Origin of the sequence: Cellulomonas sp., assembly GCF_036279715.1 — a bacterium.
Classification (GTDB): Bacteria; Actinomycetota; Actinomycetes; order Actinomycetales; family Cellulomonadaceae; genus Cellulomonas_A.
This window is the reverse complement of sequence record NZ_DASUIR010000047.1, coordinates 17,225-32,864: the sequence shown is the minus strand read 5'-3', so window position 1 is coordinate 32,864 and position 15,640 is coordinate 17,225. Positions and strand designations below refer to the sequence as shown.

Here is a 15,640-nt window from a genome sequence, read left to right as displayed (position 1 = left end):
GCCCACGCGAGCAGCGTGACGAGCTGGCTGACGACGTACGCGGTGCCGACAAGCAGCCCGACCAGCACCGCGCCGGCGCCCAGCACAGCGCCGATCGCGCGCACGCGCTCTTCGTGGTCCTCACCGTGGTCGGACGTGATCGTGGTCATGCGACCACCCTGCGTCGCTGCGGGCGGATGCGGATCAGCCCCCAGGACCGACCTCGTCGACGCCCGCTCCGTCGCCGGGAGCAGCCGTGCCCGCGCGCGCTCCACCCGGGGACGGAGGTGCGGGCCTCAGCCCAGCGTCAGCGAACCGCTCCCGTTCGGCACGAGCTCGACCCAGGTGTTGCCCGGTGCCAGGGTCACGGGCGAGCCGTCGGCCGCGACGAGCCGCATCGGCGCGTCCTGCGCGTCCTTCTGCCACCGCGCGGCCAGCGTCTTGCCGCCCGTCGCGACGACAGCGTCACCCGACCCCACGAGCGAGTAGGTCGGGACCGGCGCACCCCCCTGCGCGCCGAAGCCGGTGTTGGGGTGGTCGGCCGTGATCGTCACGACGTTGGTCGCGGACAGGCGCGCGCCGCTCGCCGCCATCGCAGGCGCCGACCCCTCGGAGCGCAGCCAGGACGTGCCGTCCCAGGACCAGCTCGGGTTCGACGCCGTGGACAGGTGCAGAGACAGGGTCGTCGTCGGTGATCCGGCGGCGACCGCCGACGCGGCCTCGAGAGTGCGGGCGAACGCGAACTGCTCGCCGGGCGACGCCTGGTGGTCGGCGTCCGCCTGGCTCCAGAACGTCTGCGGCGAGCCGTAGACGTTGTGCGGCGCGGCGCGGGTCTTGATGCGGTACAGCCCCGGAGCCCCGGCGTCGTGGCTGATCGACTGGGCACCGCTCGCCTGGACGAGCGCCAGGATCCCCGGCTGCCCGCCGGAGTACGCGATGAGTCCGTGCAGCGGCGCCACGATCGGCGGGTCCATCGGGCGGACCGAGCGGATGGGGCCGACCTCGGCCGGCACCTGCGAGTGGAAGATCGCGACGAAGCGCGACACCTGGAACTCGACGATCGTCTCCCAGACGACATCGGCCTGCTCGAGACCGGTCTGGGGGCGAGCCTGCGACGTGTTCTCGATCTTGACCGCGAGCGCCGGGCGCTGGGCGACGTCGCCCTCGATCCCGGTCAGCGGCCACGTCGGCGGCAGGACCGGCGCAGGGGGCGCGGGCGCAGGGGGCGGCGCCTTCGTGGGGTCGACGGTCGGTGCGATCGTCACGGTGTCCGGTGTCGGCGGGGCCGCCGGTGCCGCCGACGTGCACGCGGTCAGCGCGAGCGCGCACAGCACCCCGAGGCCGACGACGGCGCCTCGTGCTCGCCGCGTGCCTCGAGCCCCGTGTCGGGCCTGTGCCGCGGTGTGTGTCACCGCGATGTCGCCGCCCCCGGTCGATCGCATCGCCGCCGTCAGCTCGCGCTCATCGAGCCGGAGCCGTTCGGCACGAGCTCGATCCAGGTCGTGCCTGCGGCGAGCTTGATGTCGGTGCCGTCGGCGGCCGCGAGCGTGAGCGGCGAGTCCGTCGCGGTCTTGGTCCACGTCGCGGCGATCGACTTGCCGCCGGTCGCGACGAGTGCGTCGCCCGAGCCCACGAGCTTGGTCTCGGGGACCGGGTTGCCTGCGGGGTCGACCGTCCCGGAGTCGACGAGGGAGACCTTCAGCGCGATGACGTTGGTCGCGGCGAGGCGCGCACCCGAGGCGGCGGTCGACGGCGTGCCGGCCTCCGAGCGGAGCCAGGTCGAGTCGGCGGCGTTCCAGGACCAGCCCGGGTGCGAGCCGCCCGAGAGCTGGAGCGTGACCGACGTGGCGGCGGCGCCGGAGAGCACGGCCGTGGCCTGGTCGGCCGTCCGCGCGAAGTGGAACTGCTCGGGCGGGGACGCCTTGTGGGTGTCGTTCGCCTGGTTCCAGAACGTCGTGGGGGTACCGAAGACGTTGTGCGGCGCGGGACGCACCTTCGAGCGGGCGAACCCTGCGGCGCCGGCGTCCTGGCTCAGGGTCTGCACGTTCGCGGCCTGGAGCGCGGAGACGAACTTGGGCTGACCACCCGAGAACGCGATGATGCCGTGCAGCGGGGAGACGATCGCCGGGTCCATCGGGCGCACCGAACGGATCGGGCCGACCTCGGCGGGCACCTGCGAGTGGAAGATCGCGACGAACCGCGTGATGCCGCCCTCGACGACCTCCTCCCAGACCATGTCGGCCTGGTCGAGGCCCGTCTGCGGGCGGACCTCGGCGGGGTTCTCGATCTTGACCGCGAGCGCGGGGCGCTCGACGACGTCGGCGGCCACGACCCCGGTGAGCGGCCAACGCGCCGGCACGACGGGCGTGGGCGCCGCCTGCTTCGCGGGGTCGACGCTCGGGGCGACGGTCACGGGCGGCACCGAGGCTGCGGGGCCGGGTGTGCTCCCCCCGCCGCAGGCGCCGAGCGCGGCCGCCACGGCGACCGTGAGGAGCGCGAGGGCGCGGGTCTGGCGCAAGGACACGGTCAAGGGCACAGCGGAACTCCTTCTCCCGGCACGGCGTCCGGATCGTCGCGCCACACTCTACGGTGCCGCCTACGCTGAGCCGGTGAGTCGTCCCGTCCGCGTCGTGCGGTCACCCGAGCCGCACGGCGACGGGCCGCCGACGACCGACGCGCTGCTCGTCGCCCTCGCCGCGGCCCTGGACGGTTCCGGACCGGCGGTGCTGGTCACCTCTGCACCCGGCACATCAGACGCCGAGGCCGACGCCTCTGACCTGCCGGACGACGTGGCGCTCGTCGTGCCGACGTCGGGCTCGACCGGGGACGCACGGCAGGTGCTGCTGTCGGCGACTGCCCTGCGGGCTTCCGCCGCGGCGACCGAGGCCCGCCTGGGCGGACCGGGACGCTGGCTGCTCGCGCTGCCGACCACGCACGTCGCCGGCCTGCAGGTGCTCATCCGGTCGGTCCTCGCCGGCACGGTCCCCGTCGCCGTCCCGGCCGGACCGTTCCGCACCGAGGCGTTCGCCGCGGCGAGCACGCAGCTCGCGGGCGGCACAGGCCGCCGGTACGCCTCGCTCGTACCGACCCAGCTGCACCGGCTGCTGGGCTCCCCGGAGGGGATCGACGCGCTCCGTGGGTTCGACGCGATCCTGCTCGGCGGCGCGGCGGCAGCGCCCTCGCTCGTCGCCGACGCCCGCTCGGCCGGGATCGCCGTCGTGACCACCTACGGCATGTCGGAGACCTGCGGCGGGTGCGTGTACGACGGCGTCCCGCTCGACGGCGTCCGCGTCGACCTCGAGCCCGACGGCCGGGTGCTGCTGACCGGTCCGGTCCTCGCGACCGGCTACCGGGGCCGGCCCGACCTCGACGCGCAGGTGTTCGTCCGACGTGGCGGCGAGCGGTGGCTGCGCACGACGGATGTCGGTGCCCTGGACGCCACCGGGGCCCTGACAGTCCTCGGCCGGCTCGACGACATGATCATCACCGGCGGCGCCAAGGTGGCCCCCGCCGCCGTCGAAGGGGTCCTCGGAGAGCTCGACGGCGTGGTCGAGGCGTGCGTCGTCGGCCTGCCCGACGAGGAGTGGGGTCACGCCGTGACGGCCGTCCTCGTGCTGCGACCGGGTGCACCGATGCCGGACCTGGCCGCGGTGCGGGCTACCGTCGAGAGCAGGCTCGGCCGCGCGGCAGCCCCGCGCCACCTCGTGGTGGTCGATGCGCTCCCGCTCCGCGGTCCCGGCAAGGTCGATCGTCGAGCCGTCGCCGACCAGGCCGGGCGGAGCGTGCGGCCCGCCCCCTGACCTGGTCCACCGCACGACCCCGCCCGCACGACACCGTCCGCACTCCCCGTACCCCGAACCCCGCACCCGACCGACAGGAACACCATGGCCACGACCTCCGAGTGGATCGCAGGTGCCCGACCCCGCACCCTGCCTGCCGCTGCAGCCCCCGTGCTGGTCGGGACCGGAGCAGCCGCGCAGATCGGCGCGGCGAACCCGGGTCGCGCACTGCTCGCCCTCGGCGTCGCGCTCGCGCTGCAGATCGGCGTCAACCTCGCGAACGACTACTCCGACGGCGTCCGCGGCACTGACGTCGACCGCGTCGGACCGATGCGCCTGACGGCCTCCGGCGCGGCACGTCCCGAGCACGTCAAGTGGGCTGCGTTCGCGTCGTTCGGCGTCGGCGCACTGCTGGGCCTCGCGCTCGTGGCGCTGTCCGGTCAGTGGTGGCTCGTCGCCGTGGGTGCCGCGTCGATCGCCGCCGCCTGGTACTACACCGGCGGGCGCCGGCCGTACGGGTACCGCGGGCTCGGCGAGGTCGGGGTCTTCGTGTTCTTCGGGCTCGTCGCGGTGCTCGGGACGACGTTCACCCAGGCGGGCAGGATCTCGTGGGTGGCCGTGACCGGCGCGGTCGCGATCGGGCTCCTCGCGTGCGCCCTGCTCATGGTCAACAACCTGCGCGACGTGCCCACCGACGTCCTCGCGGGCAAGCGCACGCTCGCGGTGCGGCTCGGCGAGCACCGGTCCCGGCGCGTGTACGCGGCGCTGCTGTGGGTGCCGATCGTGCTGGGTCTCGGCTGCGCACTCGTCGCGCCGTGGTCGGTCCTCGTCGTCCTGCTCGGGTTCCCGGCCGGGCTGCTCACGGTCACCGTGCTGGCGGGCGCGCGCGGGCGTCTTCTGGTGCCGGTGCTCGCGGGCACCGGCCTGCTCGAGCTGGCGTTCGGTGTGCTGCTCGGGCTCGGGCTCGCGCTGTAGCCAGCGGTCGGGCTGCCGGGCCTACGGCTCGTCGCGCTCGACCGGTTCCGGTGCGGCGTCCTGGGCGGCGTCCTCGACCTCGGCGTCCTCGCTCTGGCCGACCGAGAGCCCCTTGCGCGCCTTCCGGGCGTCCGCGCGGTCGGCGAGGTAGCGCGCCGCGGCGTCGCGGGGGCCGTCGAGCATCGTGTACGACAACCCCCAGGCGGCGAACACCGAGATCAGCGCGGCGAACCACCACTCCATGCCGGCCCAGAAGTGCATGAGCAGCGTGAGGGCAGCGAAGAGACCGAGGCGCAAGGCCGAGTAGATGACAAGAGGCACGCGATCAGCCTAGGACCCTCGTCACAGCCCCGAGTACGAGTGCTTGCCGGTGACGAACAGGTTGATGACCGTGAAGTTGGCCAGGACGACCGCGTAGCCGACGAACACGAAGTACGCGGCCCGGCGCCCGCTCCACCCGCGCGTCGTGCGTGCGTGCAGGTACGCGGCGTAGACGACCCACGCGATGAAGGTGCCGACCTCCTTGGGGTCCCAGCCCCAGTACCGGCCCCACGCGTGCTCGGCCCAGATGGCCCCGCCGATGAGCGTGAACGTCCACAGGACGAACCCGATCGAGTTGAGCCGGAACGACAGCGCCTCGAGCTCACGCGAGGACGGCACCGAGCGCAGCCACTCCCACGCGGGCCCCGTCACGCGCCAGCGCTGGAGGCTCGCACGCACGGGTTCGAACCGCTGCCACGGCGCGTCGAGCCGGCTGCGGCCCGCCTCGCGCGCGTCCGTGAGCACCTGGAGCACCGCCGCGGCGAACGCCACGGTGAACACTCCGGTCGCCGAGATCGCGACCCCCACGTGCAGCACGAGCCAGTAGCTCTGCAGCGCGGGCTGCACGGCGTCGGCCTGCACGTAGAACACGAGCAGCGCGAGCGCGAGGGCCAGCACCGCGATGCCGTGCACGACGACGCCCAGGAACGGGATGTAGCGGCGCTGCTGCACGACGGCGAGCACGGTCACGGCCACGAACGCCCCGACGAGGGTGAACTCGTACATGTTGGCGGTCGGCCAGCGGCCCGCGGCGATCCCCCGCGCGACGATGCCGGCGAGCAGCAGGAGCACCCCGAGGTACGTCGTCGAGCGCGAGATGCCCTCGGCGCGGCGCGACCCGCCCGCGACCGGCACGGTCCCCGCGGCGTCGCCGGCTGCCGTCCCGGCGGCACCCGACGACGCAGCAGGTGATGCGGCAGTGGTCGACGCGGCAGCGGCCGACACCCCGGCGCCGACCCCGGCCAGCTGGCGTTCGTCCGTCTCGACCGGCAGACGGGACGCGCGGGACGCGGCCTCCGCGATCCGGGCGAGATCGGCCGTGTACGCGAGGAAGCCGATCGTGAACGCGGTCATCGCGCCCCAGACGAGCAACGTGCTGATGTCCCCGACGGTCATGACTGGGCCTCTTCCTGGTCGTGGGGGTCGAGTGCTGGGCGCGGGTGCGCGTCACGGTGGTGGTCGATGTCCGGCCCGGTGTCCGGGTGCGTGTCCGGCTCAGTGTCCGACGCGGAGGCGCCGTCGTGCACGTCGAGCCGGTCCGGGAGCGCGGCGAGCACCCGGTCGATCTCGGTCGGCAGCGCGATGTCGTCCCCGCGCGCGAGCGCCGCGGCGGAGACGAGGGTGCGACGCGGGTCGGCAGGGTCCGGGCTCGCGCGGACCCACACGCGCCGCCGCGGGGTGAACAGCGACGTCGCGAGGCCCGCGAGCGCGAGGAGCGCGAAGGTCAGGACGAACGCGAGCGCCGGGTCGTAGCGCAGGTCCAGGGCGACGAACCGCGGCAGGGCCCGGAACTCGAGCGTGCCGAGCCCATCCGGCAGCGCGACCGTCTCGCCGGGCCGGATGCGGATCGTGACGGGCGTGCCGTCGGCCTCGACGGACTGCTTCATGCGCGCGTCGTCGAGCGTGTAGACGTTCTGCGGGACGCCGGTGTCGAGCCCGAGGTTCCCCGACCAGACGGCCAGCACGAGGACGGGGTCGGTCGGCTCGGGGTTGACCGAGCGCCAGACCGCCGGCGAGACCTGCTGCGCGGTGGGCAGCAGCGAGCCGACGAGCCCGATCTGCGGCTGGCCACCCGACACGTCGGGCACCTTGATGACGCCGTTCGACGTGTAGACGGTGTCCTGCGGCAGGAACGGGACGGCGCCCGAGAACGCGACCTTGCCGGCGGCGTCGCGCACGACGACGTCGGGGGCGTACCCGTTGCCCTGCAGGTACACCTTCGCGCCGCCCGCGGTGAGCGGGTGGTTGACCTGGATCGTCGCGGCCCGCGGGGCCGTGCCGGGCTCCGCGAGCGTGACCTCGGCGAGGAAGGCCCGGGACTGCAGCGTGCGCGGGTCGAACCGCGACGTGAACCGGTCGAGGCCGAGCGTGAACGGCACGAGCGTCGCGGGGTCGAACGCCGACCCGGCCTCGAAGGTGTCGTAGTCCGTCTGGGCGTTGGCGAACCCGTGGCCCTCGACCACGATCGTCTGCCCGCGGTAGTGCAGCATCTGACCGGTCGCGACGGACACGAGCAGCCCGACGAGCGCGAGGTGGAACACGAGGTTGCCCGTCTCGCGCAGGTAGCCCCGCTCGGCGGACACGCTCCACGTGCCGTGACCCTCGTCGCGGATGTCGGTGCGGAAGCGCGGGAGCCTGGCGTACCGGCCGCGCAGGGTGCTCGCTGCCGCACGCACGACGACCTCTGGTGTCGCACCCGACGCCGCGCTCCCCTGCGCCGGGAACCGGTCGAGTCGCCGCGGGGTCCGGGGCGGGCTCGCCCGCAGCGCGCGCAGGTGGGACCTGGTGCGCGGCAGGATGCAGCTCACGAGCGAGATGAACAGCAGCAGGTAGATCGCCGAGAACCAGATCGACGTGTACACGTCGAACATCCCGACGCGGTCGAGCAGCGGACCGAGCGTGGGGTGGTCGAGGAGGTACTGCGCGACCTTCTCGGGGAACTGCGGACGCTGCGGGAACACCGAGCCCGGCACCGCGGCGACGGCGAGCAGCATCAGCAGGAGCAGCGCGACCCGCATGCTCGACAGCTGGCGCCACGCCCACCGCAGCCAGCCGACCGGCCCGAGCTGCGGGAGCACGGGCGTGTCGCCCGCGAACGCGTCGTCGATGCCCTGGGGCGTGTACCGCTGCTGGTCGCTGGTGCCGGTCGCGCTCATCAGACCACCGGGACGAAGACGCCGGAGGTGGTGAGCAGGCCCTGCAGCCACTGCGCCCAGGCGCCCCACAGGCCGCTGACGAGCGCGAGCCCGAGCACCACGAGCAGGCCGCCGCCCGCGCGCATGACCGCGAGCCGGTGCCGGCGCAGCAGGGCCAGCGCGCGCGCGCTGCGGGCCGTGCCGAGCGCGATGAGCAGGAACGGCAGACCGAGCCCGAGGCAGAACGCGACCGAGAGCACCGCGCCGCGGGCCGCCGATCCGCCGTCGAGCGACAGCGCGGTGATCGCGACGAGGGTCGGCCCGATGCACGGGGTCCACCCGAGACCGAACACGAGCCCGAGCAGCGGCGCACCCCACAGCCCGGCGCGCGGGCTCAGGTGCACGCGGCGGTCCTGCTGCAGGAACGGGACCAGGCCCATGAACGCCAGGCCCATGAGCACGACGACGACACCCAGGACGCGGGTCAGCGGGTCCTGCCAGTCCTTGAGCACCCCGCCGACCGAGCCTGCGAGCACCCCGAGCAGCACGAAGACGAGGGTGAACCCCGCGACGAACAGCCCGACACCGGTGAGCAACCGGGTCCGACCGACGTCGGCCGACGATCGACCGGCGCGCGGCGCCCGATCAGTCGATGGGGCATCCGCCGACCGCTCGGCCCCGCGCCGACGCGAACCGGCGAGCGTCGCACCCGACATGCCGCCGAGGTAGCCGAGGTAGCCGGGGACGAGCGGGAGCACGCACGGCGAGGCGAACGCGACGAAGCCGGCGACCGCCGCGACCGGGACGGCAAGCAGCATCGAGCCGGAGAAGGCGGCTTGCGCGAACGTCGTGCCGAGGTCGCTCATGGTGTCGCCGTCGCTCCCGCCGTGGCACCGGAAGCCGGCGCGGCGGAGTCGGCCGACTCGGCGAGGACGTCGTCGACGAGCCCGCGCAGCGTCGACGGGTCGGCGAGGCCGAGGATCCGGGCTGCGACCCGACCCTCGCGGTCGAGCACGACCGTCGTCGGGACGGCCTGGACGGGGACGGCGCCCTGCAGCGCCGCGATCGCGTGCCCGCCGGTGTCGGCGAGGCTCGGGTACGGGATCGCGAACGTCCGCTCGAACGCCTGTGCCGCGCCGACGTCGTCGGTGCCGTTGATCCCGAGGACGTGCACGCCGCGGGCGGCGTAGTCGTTCGCCAACGCGACGAGGTCGGGTGCCTCCGCACGGCACGGCGGGCAGGCCGCGTACCAGCTGTTGAGCACGACGACGTCCCCGCGCCAGGCCGTCAGGTCCTGCGCGGTCCCGGCGAAGTCGGTCCCGGCCAGCGTGACGGGCTCGGACCGGTCGGCGACGGCCCACGTGCGGGTCGAGCCGTCCCCGGACTGGTAGCCCTGGTTCGCGACGTCGGTCGAGGACGCCGCAGGGGTCCCGCTCGGCGCGCACCCGGCGAGCAGGACCGCACCCAGTGCGAGCGCGACGAAGCCCCCCGTCACGCGCGGAGCGCGGGTGACGCGGGCTGCTGGGGTCACGCGAGGGTTCACGCGCCCGCCACGGTGGCCGCACCGTCGAGGAGCGCCGCCGCCGGCTCGGTGTACCCGAGACCGACGAGCGTGTCGTCGTCGAAGTGCAGGCTCGTGATCGACGCGAGCGAGCACTGCCGCCGGCGCGGGTCGTGCCAGAGGTGCCGCTTCTCGGCCGCGAGCCGCGTGACCCAGATCGGCAGCTGGTGGCTCACGAGCAGCGCCTCGTGCCCGCGCGCGATCTCGCGCGCCGCGTCGACGGCCGCGAGCACGCGGTCGGCCTGCTCGCGGTACGGCTCGCCCCACGACGGCCGGAAGGGGTTGCGCAGCAGCGGCCAGTGCCGCATGTGCCGCAACGACCCGTCACCGACACCGAACGTCAGGCCCTGGAACCGGTTCTCGGCCTCGATGAGGTTGGCGTCGGTGCCGACCTCGAGCCCGAACCTCGCCGCGATGGGCGCGGCGGTCTCCTGGGCGCGCTGCAGCGGGGACGCGATGACGGCGGTGATGTCGTGGCGTGGCACCGGACCGTCCCCCGCGAGGTGGGCGGCGACCGTCTCGGCCATCGCGATCCCGCGCGCTGACAGGTGGTAGCCGGGCAGGCGGCCGTACAGCACGCCCTCGGGGTTGTGGACCTCACCGTGCCGGAGCAGGTGGATCGTCGTCGCGACCATGGGGACAGTCTCGCAAACCTGACTGTGTGCGTGGGACGTTCGTCCGGGTCAGGGTGTCAGCTCTCGCGCAACGCGTGCGCGACGATGCCCATCGCGGCGCCGAGCGCACGCAGCTGGTCGTCGGTCAGGACGTCGATGAGGTGGGCGCGGACCGAGGCGACGTGCGACGGCGCGGCCTGGACGATCCGCTCGAGGCCGAGGTCGGTCATCGTGCAGTTGACCCCGCGCGCGTCGACCGCACAGGGGTTGCGCCGGACGAGGCCGGCGTCCTCCATACGGCGGATCGTGTGCGTGAGCCGGCTCCGGGAGTGCGCGAGCTCGCCCGCCAGCTCGGACATCCGCAGCGTCCGGCCGGGCGCCTCGGAGAGCCGCACGAGCACCTCGTACTCAGCGAGCGACAGGGCGGCGTCCTCGTCGAGCTCACGCGCGAGGACGTCCATGAGCAGCGCGGTCCCGTCGCGGTACGCACGCCAGTGGGTCTGCTGCTCGGGCGTGAGCCAGCGGACGTCGTCGGCGGTGACCGGGGTGCGGGTCGGGGTGGTCTGGGTCATGGTGGGCTCCGGTCGGGACGAGTTGCGCCTGGGGGTTGCGCTCTGCGATCCACTGTAGTAGAAATGTCAACTACAGGCGATTGACGCTTCAACTTTCGCCGATTCAACTTTCTCACTCTCACCCGAGGAGCCTCATGAGCACCGCCACCGCAGTCCCCACCGAGCTGGTCGCCGGCACCTGGACCATCGACGCGTCCCACAGCGAGGCCGGCTTCTCGGTCCGCCACGCCGGCATCTCCAAGGTCCGCGGCTCCGTCGCGATCACCGAGGGCACCATCGTCGTCGGCGAGGACCTCACCGTCACGTCGGTCACCGCCACGCTCGACCCGTCGACCATCAGCACCGGCGACGCGGGCCGCGACGGCCACCTCAAGAGCGCCGACTTCTTCAACGTCGAGCAGTTCACCACCTGGACTTTCGCCTCGACCTCGGTGACCGCCACGGGCAGCGACTACGTCATCGTCGGCGACCTCACGATCCACGGCGTCACGAAGCCCGTCGAGCTCGAGACCGAGTTCAACGGCACCGCCGTCGACCCGTACAACAACCTGCGCGCCGGCTTCTCGGCCAGCACGACGATCTCCCGCAAGGAGTTCGGCCTGACCTGGAACGCGGCCCTCGAGGCCGGCGGCGTCCTGGTCAGCGACAAGGTCGTCATCTCGATCGACATCGCAGCCATCAAGCAGGCCTGACACCCCTCGCGCCATGCCGGGCGGGTCCTCTCGACACCGAGGGGACCCGCCCGGCGTCCGTGCGTCCGGGCTAGGTCGCCGACCCGGTGGACCGCGCGGGCCCGGCGGCGAGCACGCGACGGAGCCGGGCAGCGTCGATCCGCCAGTAGCCCTGCCGGACGCCGTCGACCTCGACGACGGGCACGAGCTCGGAGTACTCGTCGAGCACCAAGCGCCCGCTGGGCAGGACCGGCGCGCCGGGCGCGTCGATGTCGATCTCGGTCCAGGCCTCACCCGTCTCGGCGCAGACCTGCGCGACGAGCGCACGCGCCTCGGTGCACAGATGGCAGCCGGCGCGCCCGAATAGGACGACCCGGGCGGGATGTCCCGGTGCTGGGGCGGTCGCGGGCGTGGGATCTGTGGTCGACACGGCACCAGCGTAGGCACCGTGGATACAGTGGCCGCGTGACCGAGTCCACCTCGACAGCCCCAGGCCCGACGGGTCTCGTCGAACCGGTGGAGGCACCCGAAGGACGCGCGGCAGCGTTCTTCGACGTCGACAACACGATCATCCGCGGCGCGAGCGCGTTCCACCTGGCCGTCGGGCTGTACCGCCGGGGCTTCTTCCGCAAGTGGGACATCGTCACGTTCGCGATCCACCAGTCGCGCTACCTCATCTTCGGCGAGAGCCACAGCCAGATCGACGAGGTCCGCAACAAGGGGCTGGCGATCATGACGGGGCACTCCGTCGCCGAGGTCGTGGCGATCGCCGAGGACATCTACGACGAGGTCCTGAGCCTGCGGATCTTCCCCGGGACCCAGAAGCTCCTCGACGAGCACCTGGCCGCGGGTCACGAGGTCTGGCTCATCACCGCGACCCCGGTCGAGATCGGCGAGCTCATCGCCCGCCGGCTCGGGGTGACGGGTGCGCTAGGCACCGTCGCCGAGCACGAGGACGGCTTCTACACCGGCAGGCTCGTCGGCGACATGCTGCACGGCAAGGCGAAGGCCAGCGCCGTCCGCGAGCTGGCTGAGCGCGAGAACCTCGACCTCACGGCGTCGTACGCGTACGGCGACTCGACGAACGACGTGCCGATCCTGTCCGAGGTCGGCTTCCCGTGCGCGATCAACCCCGACCGGCGCCTGCGCCGCCACGCGCAGACGGTCGGCTGGCCGATCCGGGAGTTCCGCGGCCGGCGTCGCGCGGCTCGTCGCAGCGCGAACCTGGCCAGCCTCGCGGGTCTCGCGTGGGTCGCGGGCCTCGTCGTGCGGACGATCCGCCGCAGCGCCCGGCTCTGACTGGCTGTGTCCCTGTCGGGGCCACTGCGCCAGCACGGCGGACGAGCACCGTCGTCGGCATGGCCCACAGAAGCGGAGCGCTTCGGTCCCTGGACGCGCGTGTGGCCCCAGTTCCGCCGGTGGTCCCGAAACGGCACCGGGCACGTGCGCTGACCGTCTTGCACGCCGCGGCGCGCGGCGCGGCGGGCCGCGAGAGCGCCGGCAAGCTCGAGCGACGTCACGACGTGGAGGTTCGTCGCGGCGGGAGAGAGGTCGCGGCTGTGGCGCACTTGGGGTTCGCCTCGCCTCGCGTCTGAGGCGTCTCGGTGCGACACCTTCGCCCGGCGAGATCCGGAGCCTGCTCTTGTTGGCTGCGTCTGCGGAGTCCTATGCCCAGTGGTCGTGGGCCAGGACCTCAGCGATCAGGTCCCGGATCAGCAGGAGGTCCACGAGGTCACGGGGGCGCTGGTTGGCACAGGTCGGCGTGGCGTTCTGCGCGATCTGATACCGCAGGGCGATGCCGATGAGCTGCTGGGGGTTCGGGAGGCCGAACCGCTGACGGGTGCCATGACCGGGCGCTTCGCCGGGCATTCCGCCCCCGGCACACCAATGGGTGCCGCCTGGGCACGCGTCGTCACAGCGGAGAAGGCCGGACACGGGTTCGTTGCCTCCGACGTCCCAGAGCTCGGAATGGCGGTGCTGGCTCCCGATCGCGGCCTCGGCAGCCTGCTGCTGGGCGCCTGCCTCGCTGCGCTCCGGGCTGACCGGGGTCAGATCTGGTGTCCGCGAAGACTCATCCGCGCGGTGTTCAAGCCGAAGGGCTTCTTGAGCTTCTGGTGCTTGAGTCTGTCTGGAGGTCGCTGTCGTGGTCGGAGTACGTGGGCGGTTGTTCGGCAGCTTTGCCGTGATCATCGCGCTTATGGCGTGTGGGGTGGGCGTGGGGCTGTGGGGCGTGCAGTCGCTCCACCAGCAGGGTCGGGTGGTAGCAGAGCAGACGACGCCCTACTTGACCCACCTTTCGGACGCGGCAGTGGCGGCAAAGGCGGCGGCGAATGACGAGCGTGGCTTCTTGCTGACCAGTGACCAGAGCTACATCACGGAGTTCGACGGGCGCATCCCGACGGTGCAAGGGGCGCTGACCGCCGCGGGTGGTTCGGCATCGAATGCCGCGCAGCGTTCCGCCATTGCCGACATCGCAACAGGCTTCGAGTCGTGGGTCACGCTCGTGCACGCGGAGTTCACGCTCCACGCCACAGACCCGGGCAAGGCGCTCGGGCTGGCGTTGGGCCCGAATCGGGATGCCCGCAAGGCCTACGAGAGCTCAGTAGCTGTTGCCACCAAGCAGGCCCAGGCGGTCATCGCTGCCTCTGTCGGGGCTCAGGATTCAGCAGCGTCCGCGGCGCAGCGTGTGCTGATCGGTGTGTTGGCGGTGGCCGTCGCCGGCGCGATGGTGATCGCCGTGAAGATGGCGCGCCAGGTGACGGTTCCGTTGCGGGAGATGCAGGGCCTGTTGACCGCGGCCGCTGGCGGGGACTTGACCGGTCGGGCCACCGGCCGGTCCCGCGATGAGTTCGGTGTGTTGGCACGTGCATTCAACGCCATGCTCGACTCGGTGTCCGCGGTGATGTCCACTATCGCGCGCAACGCCGCCAGCCTGGCGGCTGCGACGGAGGAGCTCACGGTCTCCTCCTCGCAGATCAGCGTCAGCGCCGAGGAGTCCTCGGCGCAGGCCACCGTCGTGGCCGCGGCCGCTGAGCAGGTGTCGGTGAACGTGCAGACGGTGGCTGCCTCCACAGAGGAGATGTCCGCCTCGATCAGGGAGATCGCCAAGAACACCAACGACGTCGCGGGTGTAGCCGCGCAGGCCGTGCAGGTGACTCAGACTGCGAACGCTACGGTAGCCAAGCTGGGTACCTCGTCCGCCGAGATCAGCACTGTGGTCAAGGTGATCAACTCGATCGCGGCCCAAACGAACCTGTTGGCGCTGAACGCGACGATCGAGGCGGCACGGGCCGGTGAGGCGGGCAAGGGATTCGCGGTGGTGGCCGGCGAGGTCAAAGAGCTCGCGCAGGAGACCTCCAGAGCCACAGAGGACATCGGGCGTCGAATCGATGCGATCCAGTCAGACACCCAGGCGGCCGTGGCGGCCATCGCCCAGATCTCGGGGATCATCGAGCAGATCAACGACACCCAGGCGACGATCGCCTCGGCCGTGGAGGAGCAGACCGCGACCACGAACGAGATGAGTCGCAACGTCACCGAGGCGGCGGACGGGTCCAGCGAGATCGCTGCGAACATCGCCGGTGTCGCCACGGCCGCGGCCGCCACCACTGAGGGCGTGGCCCAGACCCTCGCGGCGAGCGCCGAGCTGTCACGCATGTCTACCGAACTGACGGACATGGCTTCCCGCTTCACCTACTCCCAGCAAGTGGACGACGACACGGCGGGCGCGTCCTCGCTCGAAGCCAAGATCACGAAGGCGATCGGCGCCCACGGGGCATGGAAGACGCGACTGTCTGCCGCAGTAGCCAACAGAGCCCACAGCGAGGACGCGACGGCCGTGGCCCGGGACGACCAGTGCGACTTCGGAAGGTGGTTGCACGGCTCCACCCCCGAACCGCGCGACCATGCGCATCACCAGGCCAGCACGACGCTGCACGCCAACTTTCATGTGGAGGCCGCCAAGACCCTGCGCCTGGTCTCCGCCGGCCAGCAGGCCCAAGCCAACGCCTCGATCGCCACCGGCGGCGACTTCGCTGAAGCGTCGAGACTCCTGACCAAGACCATGATCGAGTGGCGGCAATCGACGGCGTCGAACGCGTCGGCAAGACGCCCAGACCTGGTGATGCTGCCCTGAGGGGTGCGAGCAGGCGCTTCGGCGTGCGCGTCACGTAGTGCACCTCGGCGGTGGGAGACGGACCGGCGGAGACGAGTCTCACCCACTCGTCAACGATCTTCGACGCCTGCGTGCGGCTGTCGCTCAAGTCGAGCTGTGTGGCCGCGACGGCCACGGCGGACTCGCTGCCGTATTCGCT

The 15,640-nt window shown here is 72.6% G+C and carries 16 protein-coding genes; 5 read left to right on the top strand and 11 right to left on the bottom strand.

From position 1 onward, the window contains the following. Positions 1-275 precede the first annotated feature (275 nt). Together VFW79_RS05230 and VFW79_RS05225 are read right to left on the bottom strand one after the other, a co-directional pair. The gene (locus VFW79_RS05230) at positions 276-1,244 is read right to left on the bottom strand and encodes a DUF3048 domain-containing protein (protein WP_329676261.1); all 969 of its coding nucleotides are present in this window, start codon (positions 1,242-1,244) and stop codon (positions 276-278) included. A 185-nt stretch (positions 1,245-1,429) separates the two neighbouring features. After that, positions 1,430-2,515, bottom strand: a complete 1,086-nt coding sequence (locus tag VFW79_RS05225) for a DUF3048 domain-containing protein (RefSeq protein WP_329676260.1) — start codon at positions 2,513-2,515, stop codon at positions 1,430-1,432. A gap of 73 nt (positions 2,516-2,588) precedes the next feature. Between VFW79_RS05225 and menE the strand changes: the two genes are divergently transcribed. Beyond that, positions 2,589-3,779 carry an o-succinylbenzoate--CoA ligase gene (menE, locus tag VFW79_RS05220; protein WP_329676259.1) on the top strand — a complete coding sequence of 397 codons (1,191 nt, stop codon included), beginning with the start codon at positions 2,589-2,591 and terminating at the stop codon, positions 3,777-3,779. 84 nt (positions 3,780-3,863) lie between these two features. Then, positions 3,864-4,733, top strand: a complete 870-nt coding sequence (locus VFW79_RS05215; protein WP_329676258.1) for a 1,4-dihydroxy-2-naphthoate polyprenyltransferase — start codon at positions 3,864-3,866, stop codon at positions 4,731-4,733. Between the two features lie 21 nt (positions 4,734-4,754). Here VFW79_RS05215 and VFW79_RS05210 read toward each other — a convergent pair whose 3' ends face one another. From VFW79_RS05210 to VFW79_RS05180, 7 genes are read right to left on the bottom strand one after another with little or no spacing between them, the layout of a single operon-like run. Then, the gene (locus tag VFW79_RS05210; RefSeq protein ID WP_329676257.1) at positions 4,755-5,054 is read right to left on the bottom strand and encodes a DUF4229 domain-containing protein; all 300 of its coding nucleotides are present in this window, start codon (positions 5,052-5,054) and stop codon (positions 4,755-4,757) included. A gap of 21 nt (positions 5,055-5,075) precedes the next feature. Then, a complete protein-coding gene (gene ccsB, locus VFW79_RS05205; protein WP_329676256.1) occupies positions 5,076-6,170 on the bottom strand; it encodes a c-type cytochrome biogenesis protein CcsB in 1,095 nt (364 codons plus the stop codon). Next, positions 6,167-7,930: a cytochrome c biogenesis protein ResB gene (resB, locus tag VFW79_RS05200; RefSeq protein WP_329676255.1), complete on the bottom strand. Its 1,764-nt coding sequence runs from the start codon at positions 7,928-7,930 to the stop codon at positions 6,167-6,169. Before resB ends, ccsB begins: the two co-directional genes overlap by 4 nt. Beyond that, on the bottom strand, positions 7,930-8,775 hold the full coding sequence (locus tag VFW79_RS05195) for a cytochrome c biogenesis CcdA family protein (RefSeq protein ID WP_329676254.1): 846 nt from the start codon (positions 8,773-8,775) through the stop codon (positions 7,930-7,932). The genes resB and VFW79_RS05195 overlap by 1 nt, the downstream gene beginning before the upstream one ends. Further along, a complete protein-coding gene (locus VFW79_RS05190) occupies positions 8,772-9,440 on the bottom strand; it encodes a TlpA family protein disulfide reductase (protein ID WP_414647883.1) in 669 nt (222 codons plus the stop codon). Before VFW79_RS05190 ends, VFW79_RS05195 begins: the two co-directional genes overlap by 4 nt. A gap of 8 nt (positions 9,441-9,448) precedes the next feature. Further along, positions 9,449-10,105 (bottom strand): histidine phosphatase family protein, encoded by a 657-nt coding sequence (locus VFW79_RS05185; protein ID WP_329676253.1) that lies wholly within the window; start codon positions 10,103-10,105, stop codon positions 9,449-9,451. 56 nt (positions 10,106-10,161) lie between these two features. Beyond that, complete coding sequence (locus VFW79_RS05180; RefSeq protein ID WP_329676252.1) at positions 10,162-10,656, bottom strand: MarR family winged helix-turn-helix transcriptional regulator; 495 nt, start codon at positions 10,654-10,656, stop codon at positions 10,162-10,164. Positions 10,657-10,790: 134 nt separating this feature from the next. On the opposite strand from VFW79_RS05180, the gene VFW79_RS05175 reads away from it, so the two are divergent. Further along, positions 10,791-11,348: a YceI family protein gene (locus tag VFW79_RS05175; protein ID WP_329676251.1), complete on the top strand. Its 558-nt coding sequence runs from the start codon at positions 10,791-10,793 to the stop codon at positions 11,346-11,348. Between the two features lie 70 nt (positions 11,349-11,418). On the opposite strand, the gene VFW79_RS05170 is transcribed toward VFW79_RS05175, so the two are convergent. Further along, the gene (locus VFW79_RS05170; protein WP_329676250.1) at positions 11,419-11,757 is read right to left on the bottom strand and encodes a glutaredoxin family protein; all 339 of its coding nucleotides are present in this window, start codon (positions 11,755-11,757) and stop codon (positions 11,419-11,421) included. A gap of 35 nt (positions 11,758-11,792) precedes the next feature. Here VFW79_RS05170 and VFW79_RS05165 point away from each other — a divergent pair, with 35 nt between their 5' ends. Further along, entirely contained in the window at positions 11,793-12,626 is an 834-nt protein-coding gene (locus VFW79_RS05165) for an HAD-IB family hydrolase (RefSeq protein WP_329676249.1), read from the top strand. A 366-nt stretch (positions 12,627-12,992) separates the two neighbouring features. Here VFW79_RS05165 and VFW79_RS05160 read toward each other — a convergent pair whose 3' ends face one another. Beyond that, on the bottom strand, positions 12,993-13,196 hold the full coding sequence (locus VFW79_RS05160; RefSeq protein ID WP_329676248.1) for a hypothetical protein: 204 nt from the start codon (positions 13,194-13,196) through the stop codon (positions 12,993-12,995). 274 nt (positions 13,197-13,470) lie between these two features. Here VFW79_RS05160 and VFW79_RS05155 point away from each other — a divergent pair, with 274 nt between their 5' ends. Next, the gene (locus VFW79_RS05155) at positions 13,471-15,462 is read left to right on the top strand and encodes a methyl-accepting chemotaxis protein (RefSeq protein WP_329676247.1); all 1,992 of its coding nucleotides are present in this window, start codon (positions 13,471-13,473) and stop codon (positions 15,460-15,462) included. Positions 15,463-15,640 lie beyond the last annotated feature (178 nt).

Bases quoted from the DNA above. Each gene is read 5' to 3' on its own strand.
- VFW79_RS05215 (WP_329676258.1), top strand. From the start codon at position 3,864: ATGGCCACGACCTCCGAGTGGATCGCAGGTGCCCGACCCCGCACCCTG.
- ccsB (WP_329676256.1), bottom strand. From the start codon at position 6,170: ATGACCGTCGGGGACATCAGCACGTTGCTCGTCTGGGGCGCGATGACC.
- resB (WP_329676255.1), bottom strand. From the start codon at position 7,930: ATGAGCGCGACCGGCACCAGCGACCAGCAGCGGTACACGCCCCAGGGC.
- VFW79_RS05195 (WP_329676254.1), bottom strand. From the start codon at position 8,775: ATGAGCGACCTCGGCACGACGTTCGCGCAAGCCGCCTTCTCCGGCTCG.
- VFW79_RS05185 (WP_329676253.1), bottom strand. From the start codon at position 10,105: ATGGTCGCGACGACGATCCACCTGCTCCGGCACGGTGAGGTCCACAAC.
- VFW79_RS05180 (WP_329676252.1), bottom strand. From the start codon at position 10,656: ATGACCCAGACCACCCCGACCCGCACCCCGGTCACCGCCGACGACGTC.
- VFW79_RS05175 (WP_329676251.1), top strand. From the start codon at position 10,791: ATGAGCACCGCCACCGCAGTCCCCACCGAGCTGGTCGCCGGCACCTGG.
- VFW79_RS05160 (WP_329676248.1), bottom strand. From the start codon at position 13,196: ATGCCCGGCGAAGCGCCCGGTCATGGCACCCGTCAGCGGTTCGGCCTC.